The sequence below is a fragment of the Rhizobium sp. P1_E6 genome (assembly GCF_056405875.1).
Genome location: NZ_JBFUBG010000039.1, coordinates 43,848 through 52,866 on the forward strand (window position 1 = coordinate 43,848; position 9,019 = coordinate 52,866).

Below are 9,019 nucleotides of genomic sequence, written 5' to 3' on the forward strand. Positions count from 1 at the left end.
CCTATCAAGGACTGGTTTCACCTGATGATTTCACGCCATACAAAATTTGCCTCGAGCCGTTCGGCCGCGACCCCGTCGACCGTTGCTGCAACCACCGTCCTTGCGACTTGATCAAGCGTCATAGTGTTTGGATCGAGCGAGCGCAGCGACCCCGCGAGCGCGCGACCGACCTGGTCGCGGGCGGTTTCGAGTGCCAGCTTGAAATAGAGCGGCCGGTCGCGGAACGATCGCTCGGTCAAGCCGCGAAACTCGTCGAATTGGTCGAGCGTCAATTCACTGAGATCGACGTCGAGCAGGCGCGGGTCGGCGAACCCTTCGCGAACCAATTGGCGGTGGTAGACGTCTACGATGCTGTCGAAGATCGCGCCGAGGAAGGGGAGCGAGCGGTCGTGCGGTTCGCGGGTGGTTTCCGACATGCGGCGGAAATTGGTAGCCAGCCGGATTTGCGTCTCGGGACTAGTCTCGGCGAAACGGTTGAGCTCATTGGAGAGCAGAAGATTGCCTTGCGTCCGACGCAGCAGCCGGTCGACGGCGGAATCGAAATGCAGCAGCGAGATCAGCGACACACAGTCGGAAAAGGCTTCCGAAAACGGGAAGAAATCGGCCTCGCGCGATGTGATCATCGGGATGCCGAGTTCCGACAGGCTGATGAAATGGCCGACCTCGTGGGCGATCGTGTCGAAGTTCAGCGCATAGGGCCGCAGCACGCCGCCGACATCGGAGGCTCCCAGCTCCAGATAGCCGTAGCCGGCATGGGCGTTGTCCCAGTCGACCAGGGGAATGATTTCCAGGCGGCGAAAGGCCGGGTCGAAGAACCAGCGGATGCGATGACCGAGATAGCTGTGCCAGATGTCGAGCACGAAATGTACGCAGGCATAGACGTGGACGCCGAGGTAGGCCCGCGATTTCGGGTCCATATTGTCGAAGTTGCGATCCGGGCCAGATCGTGCCGCCGGTCGCCGCTCGCCTTCGAACGGCGGCAGATCGTCAGGACCATAGGGCTGTTTTTCGATCAACGGATCGACCACGTACACCCACTGGTCGCTCGGTCCGTCACGAATCTCGTCGGGCAGGATCGAGAGCCAGACGCGATCGGGCTCTTCGTAGCCGGGGATGAAGGGAGGCTGGGGGAAAATCCAGAATCGTGTTCCGATGCGTGGGTTCACGCGTTCCGTCACATTGTTCGGATACGATTCCATGGCACAATCGCTTTCGAAGAAGAAGGATTGAGCAACCACACGTTTAATTAGTAAGTTCGTATCAAGTCGATGTCAATATGCGAGGCTTCCAAATCTCTCATGAAAGTATTGGTCGCGACCCAGGCGCGATCAACGTCGCGGCCCTGCCGCTCTACTGTTAGGGAAGGCGCCTTACGTAACGTAAGGAGGGCGTCCTGGCGCTTTTGCCCGGTCATTTCTTTCCGCAATGCCGAAATACGGTCACTGGAAAATCCCCCAGCCCGCAATAGGGCTGCGAGCGAGCGATCGCGAAAGTTCGTCCCGCGCGCCAATGCTATGAGCTGGTCGCGCTCATCGGATGTCATCATATTTCGGCGGGCAAGCGTCGAGAACGTCCGTTGAAGGTCGACAAGTGCGTCCGTGAGCGGCAGAAAGCCGAGTTCGGCGGGCCCTGACTGCACGGCGACCGCATCCTCCGCCGTCAACGGCCAGCGCCGGTACCACCTATAGATCAGGCCGACGCCGATCATGCCATAGGGCGCAAGCTCGGCCGCCCGCAAGGCTCCCATGCTGGCCGCGCCGATCATGACGATGCCTTTTGCCATCGCCCAGAGAATTTCCTTGTGGCGGACGGCGGGGCGGTCCTCGAACTGTCCGTCGATCAGCACCATCGCACGTGGGCGGAAGGCATGGGCGGCGAGTATGACGTCTCCCTGGGATACAGGCTGGAGATAGATCGCGTCGAGCACCGCCTGCGCCTCTTCGAGACGCAGCGTGGGGCCGAGAAATACCAGAATTGGACCTTCCTTGCCGGCATTCGTCATCGGCAACCCCTCAACGCAAAATTGAAAACGGCCGCGCACCCGCAAGAATGGTTCGCACGCAGGCCACGCCTGCTTCGGCGTCCGCTCCGACCGGTACGGCGAGAACAGGTCCAAGCCCGCAGGCGGCAACCCGGTCGACGACGTCGCGCAGGCATGTTGGGGCGAAGGGCGACGCTGCCGTGCCCGCAGCCGTGGCTTCGAGGATCAGGCGGCGGGCGTCCGCGACGAGCGGATCGGTGCTCTTCCGATAGTGTTCGCGCGTCTGGTCGTCGCGCGCGCCGGAAATCGCCCCGGCGCGCGCCGACAATGCCTCCAGCATCGCGCTCGCCGCCGCTGTCTCGACGGTAAAGCCCGCCGAATGGCCCTCCGTCGGCAACGCCAGGGTAGGCTCAGCCGCGCCGGCCTCGATCGCCTGGCACCAGATCACCGGTAGGTCGGTGGGCGAGGGGGCGTGCCAAAGCGCGAAAGCGATGCCCTGCGTCCGGGTGACTGAAAGAATATGCTCGACCTTCGGCCCGATGTGCGATGTCGCTATGCGGCAACGATCGAAAAAGCCGTGGGTGGCGAAGGCCCGCGCGATCGCGTCGCGTTCGATGCATTCGAACAGTCCATGCGCGAAGGCATCGCGCGCCGTGCTGTGGCAGGCAAGGCCGGTGGTGGTGCGGATGAACAATCCGTCGCCCTGTGGCTCGGGATCGGTATAGCAGGTGTGAACAAGTTCGAGCGGCACCGGCTGCGGCGCTCCGCTCGCGACATCGACAGCCAAGGTCCAGGGAATTGGCAGCGATCGCCATGCGGTGCCGGCGTGGGGAAGCAGCAGGTTTTCGAGCAGGGCCGCGTCGATCCGAAGCTCGTCGGCGGTCGCAAGAAAGCAGTCCGAGGAGGGAATGCGCTCGGCGAAGAAACGCTCGAGACCCTCCATGATCGCCCCGACCGCCGCCTCCATCAGGGTGAGGCCGCGGCCAAGCGAGGTCACCTCGGAAAGCGCGGCCGGCTGGATGGCCTGCGCCACCGGCAGACCGAGACGGTCGAGCCCGGTCAGGTCGGCGAGACGGGTGATGCCGGCCCGGCGGCTGAAAGGGAGTAGCCTGCGAAAACATGCCTCGGCGGCGCCGGGGTCGGCCGGCGTATCGAGCGGTTGCCTCAAGCCGGCGGCAAGCTCGTCGCGAAAGTCGGCAATCCGTCCGTCGATCGCCGGCGGGGCAGGGGTCAGGCCTTCGGCCGTGTCAGCGTCCGATAACAACGCCCAGCTCCCGGGTTGAGCGGCTCGCCCTTTGCAGCAGAGCCATCGCACCCTGGCTTTCGGCGATGGTCACGGCGGTCAGCAGTTCGGCGGCGACAAGATTGGTTTTCACGTTTCCCCGAGCGCGCAGCACGGCCCGGCAGCGGTAGAGTTCGGCGAGCCAGTAGGCATGGCCGGTTTCCTTGGCCTGCCGGATGGCGTCGGTGACGACGTCGATGGCCTGCTCGTACTTGCCGGCAAGGCCGAGCAGGGTCGCGTGCATGTAGAGATAGATCGGCAGGTCGGCGACGGCGCCGAGATCCTTGAGCAGCGCCAATCCCTCGCCGAACATCTCATGGCCGGCGAGGAGGTCGTCGCTGTGGGCTTTGGCCCAGCCGCCGAAAAGCAGCGACATGCCAGCGAGCGACTGCATCTCATTTTGCTGGGCAAAGAGCTGCATCCGGCTCGAAACATCCGCCAGCCGCTCGAAATCGTCGCGGTAGAAGGCCGAGACCGCCTCGGTGTCGAGCGAATGGGCGGTACTCGGAACATGGCCGATGCGCTCGACCAGGCCGACCATGTCCGCAAGTGCTGTGTCCGAGGCCGAGCCCTGTCCCGTCAGCCAGAGCGACAGAGCGAGTTGTCCGAGGCCGCAGACCTTGGCGTCGTGGCCGCCATAGAGCGTTCGCGCGGTTTCGGCCGATCGCTCGTCGTAGAGCGCAAGCCCCGCCGTGATCGCCTCCTGCGTCTCCCTGTGCCAGCCGAGATTGAAGTCGATCGCCCAGATGCAATGCTTGACCTGCAGGGCGATTTCGCGATCTTCGGTGCCAAGCATCATCATCTGCACTTCGAGTGCGCGGTCGTGCATGACGAGAAAGTCAGGCCCGGTCAGCCACCAGCCCCAATAGATCGGAAACCACTTTGGCTGGTCTTCCTTCGGCTGGCGGCGGGCGATGGCGACGCCGTCTTCGTACAGCTTGCGGGCGGGCGGAGAATTGGCGCCGACGAGGCCAGTGAGGATCGGGCCGAGCCTGGTGAAGGCGGAAAGCCGCAAGGCGTCGACCGCCTCGCTTTCGTCCATCTCGGCGCAAAGGGCCAGCGCGTGCTCCAGATGGTGGCGCGCCTCGATCATCGCCGAGCGGCCGGCACTCTCGGAGCCGGCGGCGATGAACAGCCGAATTGCCTCCTCCGTGAGCCCGGCGCGTTCCGCCTGGTCGGCGAGCCCGCCGGTGTCGATCCATTCCGCCAGCCCACGGTCGTCGCTGACGGCGTCGAACAGCCGCCGGTGCAGAACCTGCCGTTGCTTGCGCAGCAGTGCTTCGTAGATCGTTTCCTGGATCAGGGCGTGTCGGAAGCGGTAGATCACGGTTCCGCCGGTTCGGCCACGCGTCAGAAAGCCGGTCTCGCACAGCACATCCGCCGCACTCGCCAGCGACCGCCTGGCGAGATCCGGCAAAAGCGCGTGAAGCAGCGGCAGCGTGGTACGGCCGCCGGCGATCGCCGCGGCTCGCGCCACGTCCCGCGCCGGTCCGAGGCGCGCGAGCCGTTCGTCGAGAATCCCTTCGAAGGCAAGCGCGTGCGTGTGAGAGACCTTGGCCTCGCCGTCATGCGCGATTGCCTCAGGAATATTCGCCGCATCCGCAGGCGCGATCTCCGTGATCCACTGGCAGATCTCCTCGATGAACAGCGGAACGCCGCCGGAAATCCGCTCCGTCGCCTCCAGAAGTTCCGGAAGCGCCGTGCGCTTGTGTGCCGGCCAACTCGCTTCGATCGCCTGCTTCGTCTCGTCGCGATTGAGGGGTTTCAACGACAAGTGCACCACGTCGGCACCGCCGGCCCAATCCATCGCGGCGCCGGGGCGCAAGGTGACGACGAGAAGGATGGGAAGCCGTGAAACCGTGCGGGCGATTTCCCCAAGGAGGTCCTGCGACGTCGGATCGATCCAGTGAATATCCTCGACCGCCATGATCAGCGGACCGCGGGCGCCGACGGTCTCCAGCGCATGGATGGTCGCCCGCCGCGCCCTGTCGCGGATTGCCTTGGGATCGCTGCCGGAGAGGGACTCGTTTCGGCCCGCAGCGCCGAGCAGATACGAAAACAGTTCGGCGACGTCTGGCTCTTCTATGCCGTGGTGCGCGAACGCGGCGGCGACGGTTGTCGCCGTCAGGCGTGAGGGGCCAACCGCCTTGGACGCCGTGCCGGGAAAGCCATGCATGAGTGGGTGAAGCGTGGAGCGCGCGCCGCCGAGCGCGCACTGAAACAGGAAGGTCCTCGATCGCTCCTTGCGGGTAAGCTTGCGGATCTCCCGCAAAAGCCGTGATTTGCCGATGCCGGCGTCGCCTTCGATCGCCAGGATCTGGCCTTTCCCGGCCAAGACCTCTCGCCAGCAACGGCCAATTGTCTCAAGCTCGGCGGCACGGCCGATGAAGGAACCGCCAAGCCGTCCGAAGGCGTAGAAGCGGGTGACTTCGGTACGATGTTCGAGCGCGCGCCAAACCCTTTCGGGCTCGGCAAATCCCTTTAGCGACCGGCTGCCCTCGAAGATGAAGGCGTAGGCGCGTCCAGCTAGGGTCTTCGTTTCCTCCGAGACGAGAATGCTGTCAGGGGCCGCGAGCGCTTCCAGCCGCGTCGCCATGGCGAGCGCCGCCCCCGTCACCGGCACCTGCGAAGGGACTTCCTCGCGCGGTTCCTGGACCAGCGCGATGGAGGTGGCGATGCCGACGCGGACATGCATGTCGCTGCGCCGCGCCTCGCGGCCGACGCGCCGGCAGGCCTCGATAACGTCGAAGCCAGCGCGAATCGCCAGTGACGCGGCATCGCGCGAGCCAAGTTCCGTCGGGAAAAGGGCAACACCGCCGTCACCGGCCTCGACCCGCATCACGCCGGAACGCGCGACGATCGCCGACCGCACCGCCTGCTGAAAGGCGGAAATCAGCTCCTGGAAGTCCTCGATATCGAGTTGATGGAAAAGATTTGTCGATCCGACAAGATCGTAGCAGAGCGCCGTGATGAGGCGCCGCTCGCTGCCATGCTCCGCCGGCCGCGCGCCCCCGCCCGGCGATTTTCGTGGGTGCTTCGGTGAGTTGATAGGACTTTCGCTCGCCATCGCCGCCCCTTGCGTGTCTGCCAAATCCTGCACCTGACAGAGCGACTATAACACAGGCCGACACGATGTGTCGGTAGCCAAAAGTTGAAAGGAGATCGGATTGTACGCGGCTCGAAATGCCGTGCGGCGGGGCAGACCCGCACGTCGAAATTACGTAACGATTTCAAAGAGATTCGGAGGTCGCCGACCCGTCAGAATTACGGACGTGGCAATGGGCGGCCCGGAGCGCGGCGGCATGTTGCCGCTGCGGCCGGACATGGCCTCGCTGGCAGTCGGCTCAAACAACTTCCCAACCCGCGTCTACGAGAACAGTCCCGACCTCGTCGACTGGCTGGCTTCGGAGATGCGTAAGCACAGCGTAAAACCCGAAATCGAAGCGTTCGATCTCAGTCACATCTTCCAAGCTGCGAGCATGGTCAAGGACGGGCGCCTCAAAGGGCCGCTTCACGTCCAGTTCGTGATGGGAGTGAAGAACGCCATGCCGGTCGACCGCGAGGCGTTCGAGTTCATGGTAARGACTACCAAGAGGCTCATGCCAGATGCGACCTGGTGCGCTGCTGGGATCRGCCGGCACCAAGTGACGCTGAACAATTGGTGCGCCGAATTGGGTGGACACTGCCGCACAGGCCTTGAGGATAACATCCGCATCGGCAGGGATGCGTTGGCGCCCTCGAACGCGGCGCTGGTCAGGCAATGCGTCGAAACAATCGAAAAGTACGGGCGCCGCGCGGCGACCGCTGCGGAGGCGCGGGCGTTGCTTGGCCTGCCGCCGCCCGGCTGAAAGCAGGAAAAATCGGGGAAACAGATCTGCGGCACTGAGCATCGATCCCGGAAATCTTCGGTGCCATGCTAGCGGATCACCAACACGCGCAATGGCCAGTCGGTCGCGAAGGTTGAAAAAATGTTCGTTCGGTCAGACTGGCATAGAGTCTGTTTTGGACCGATTCAGCGCATGACGGTTGCGTGACCGCTTTCATTTTCTACGCTCCCGAAGCGGACAGTCCGAAGACGGCCCCAATAAAGCCGGTCGGCGATGCGCCGATATCGGCCCCAGATCGGACGGAATTGACAGTCGAGAAATAGTGGCGGTGGCCGACCCTTCGGCGAAAGCGCGAAATCGGACGCTAATCTTGTTCAGGACCGCTTCCRCCAGGAGGATGCGGCGGAAAGGCTCGTCGGCACCAACTCCTCACGTCTTGGGACCCTGGGGGCTTGCCACTACAATGAAGCCTTTTACTATGGTAAACCTAGAAYGSTGCCAACTTGTGAAACCGCYGATGTTGGACAATCATCTGACTCGTTCGGTTGACAATACGGCAGTCCGGGGAGGAGGCCGCCATGGCATCGATCGACGAGAAGAACCTCGAAGAGAAGCTAACGGCGCTAGAATCTGCCCGGAGCTGGAGTGCGCGGATCGTATCCAAGCTCGAGGGCAACATCCGTTCGGCAAGCGACGCCGAGCTCTTCCGCATCAATCCGATCAAATTTGCCACCGACAAGAGCCTCAACGAGGAGGAAACRATTGCTCTCTTCCTGCACGCCACCGCGCTAGGTCTCTTCGACATGACCTGGATTCTGATCTGTCCGGTCTGCTCCTGTGTCATCGATAGCTTCCGGGCTCTCAAGAATCTCGGCAGTCGCTGCCGGTGCACCCACTGCCATCTGGATTTCGTGGCGGCTCTCGACGACATGATCGCGATAACGTTCACCGTGAACCCCGCCATTCGCCGCATCGCCTATCACGATCCGCAGACGCTGACGGTKGAAGATTATCTTTTCCGCTATAGCTCGACGAATGAGGGCTTGATCCCTGACGGAACGCCTTTTGTCCACCTGAGGGAGATGCTGAGCCGCGGATTAGCCTATATCGAGCCGGGCGAGACGACCGTTTTTGAGATARTCGCAGAAGCTGGCGTATTACATGGCAGCAGCTCCGACAGCGACGCAGGTATCACATTCATTGTCGATCCCACACTCCCGACTGGCGAACAGCGCGTTGCAATCCGTCTTGACCTCGAGTCCAGCACGCCGGATGCRGGCACAATCGCGGCCGGCAAGGTGATTTTCGAGATGTCCAATGTCGCGGACAAACGCATCGAGTTCGGAATCCTTCAATTGCCGCCCGGCGTCGATAGGCCGCCGCCGCTYCACTTCGCGCCGTTCCTCTCAGGAAAGAGGCTGCTCACGACCCAGACGTTCCGCGACCTTTTCCGCTCCGAGGTGATCCGCAGCCACGAAGGGCTCAGCGTCAAGGACATCGCTCTCCTATTCACCGACCTGAAGGGCTCGACTGCGCTCTATGACCGGATCGGAGACCTGAATGCCTTTGCRCTTGTGCAACAGCATTTTGACCGGCTGCAGGACGTAACAGTTCGCCACAACGGCGCGATCATCAAGACAATCGGCGATGCGGTGATGGCGGCGTTCCTGCGGCCTGCCGATGCCGTGCGGGCGGCGCTCGATATGCGCAGCGAAATCGCCTCGTTCAACAAGCGGCAGCCAGATAACGCTCTGATCCTCAAAATCGGCGTCCACAAAGGCGCGGCAATTGCTGTTACGCTGAACGAGCGCCTCGACTATTTCGGCCAGACTGTGAACATCGCTGCGCGCGTCCAAGACCTTGCCGACGCTGACGAGATTTTCGTCAGTCAGGATGTTTACGAAGCGATTGGGGTTCGCGACGGACTGG

General features: G+C 63.0%; 6 protein-coding genes. 2 read left to right on the forward strand and 4 right to left on the reverse strand.

From position 1 onward, the window contains the following. Nucleotides 1-17: 17 nt before the first annotated feature. From AC1D35_RS19260 to AC1D35_RS19275, 4 genes are read right to left on the reverse strand one after another with little or no spacing between them, the layout of a single operon-like run. Nucleotides 18-1,199, reverse strand: coding sequence for a gluzincin family metallopeptidase (locus AC1D35_RS19260; RefSeq protein ID WP_113309147.1), 1,182 nt, complete (start codon nucleotides 1,197-1,199; stop codon nucleotides 18-20). A 47-nt stretch (nucleotides 1,200-1,246) separates the two neighbouring features. Further along, nucleotides 1,247-2,002 (reverse strand): TfuA-like protein, encoded by a 756-nt coding sequence (locus AC1D35_RS19265; protein ID WP_113309146.1) that lies wholly within the window; start codon nucleotides 2,000-2,002, stop codon nucleotides 1,247-1,249. A 10-nt stretch (nucleotides 2,003-2,012) separates the two neighbouring features. Further along, nucleotides 2,013-3,215, reverse strand: coding sequence for a YcaO-like family protein (locus AC1D35_RS19270; protein ID WP_113309152.1), 1,203 nt, complete (start codon nucleotides 3,213-3,215; stop codon nucleotides 2,013-2,015). Nucleotides 3,216-3,228: 13 nt separating this feature from the next. Then, nucleotides 3,229-6,330, reverse strand: coding sequence for an AAA family ATPase (locus AC1D35_RS19275; protein WP_113309145.1), 3,102 nt, complete (start codon nucleotides 6,328-6,330; stop codon nucleotides 3,229-3,231). A 211-nt stretch (nucleotides 6,331-6,541) separates the two neighbouring features. Between AC1D35_RS19275 and AC1D35_RS19280 the strand changes: the two genes are divergently transcribed. Both AC1D35_RS19280 and AC1D35_RS19285 read left to right on the forward strand, forming a co-directional pair. Continuing rightward, entirely contained in the window at nucleotides 6,542-7,111 is a 570-nt protein-coding gene (locus tag AC1D35_RS19280) for a beta-keto acid cleavage family enzyme (RefSeq protein ID WP_477939555.1), read from the forward strand. A gap of 557 nt (nucleotides 7,112-7,668) precedes the next feature. Next, on the forward strand, nucleotides 7,669-9,019 hold a 1,351-nt coding region (locus tag AC1D35_RS19285), incomplete at its 3' end, for a DUF5939 domain-containing protein (RefSeq protein ID WP_477939558.1).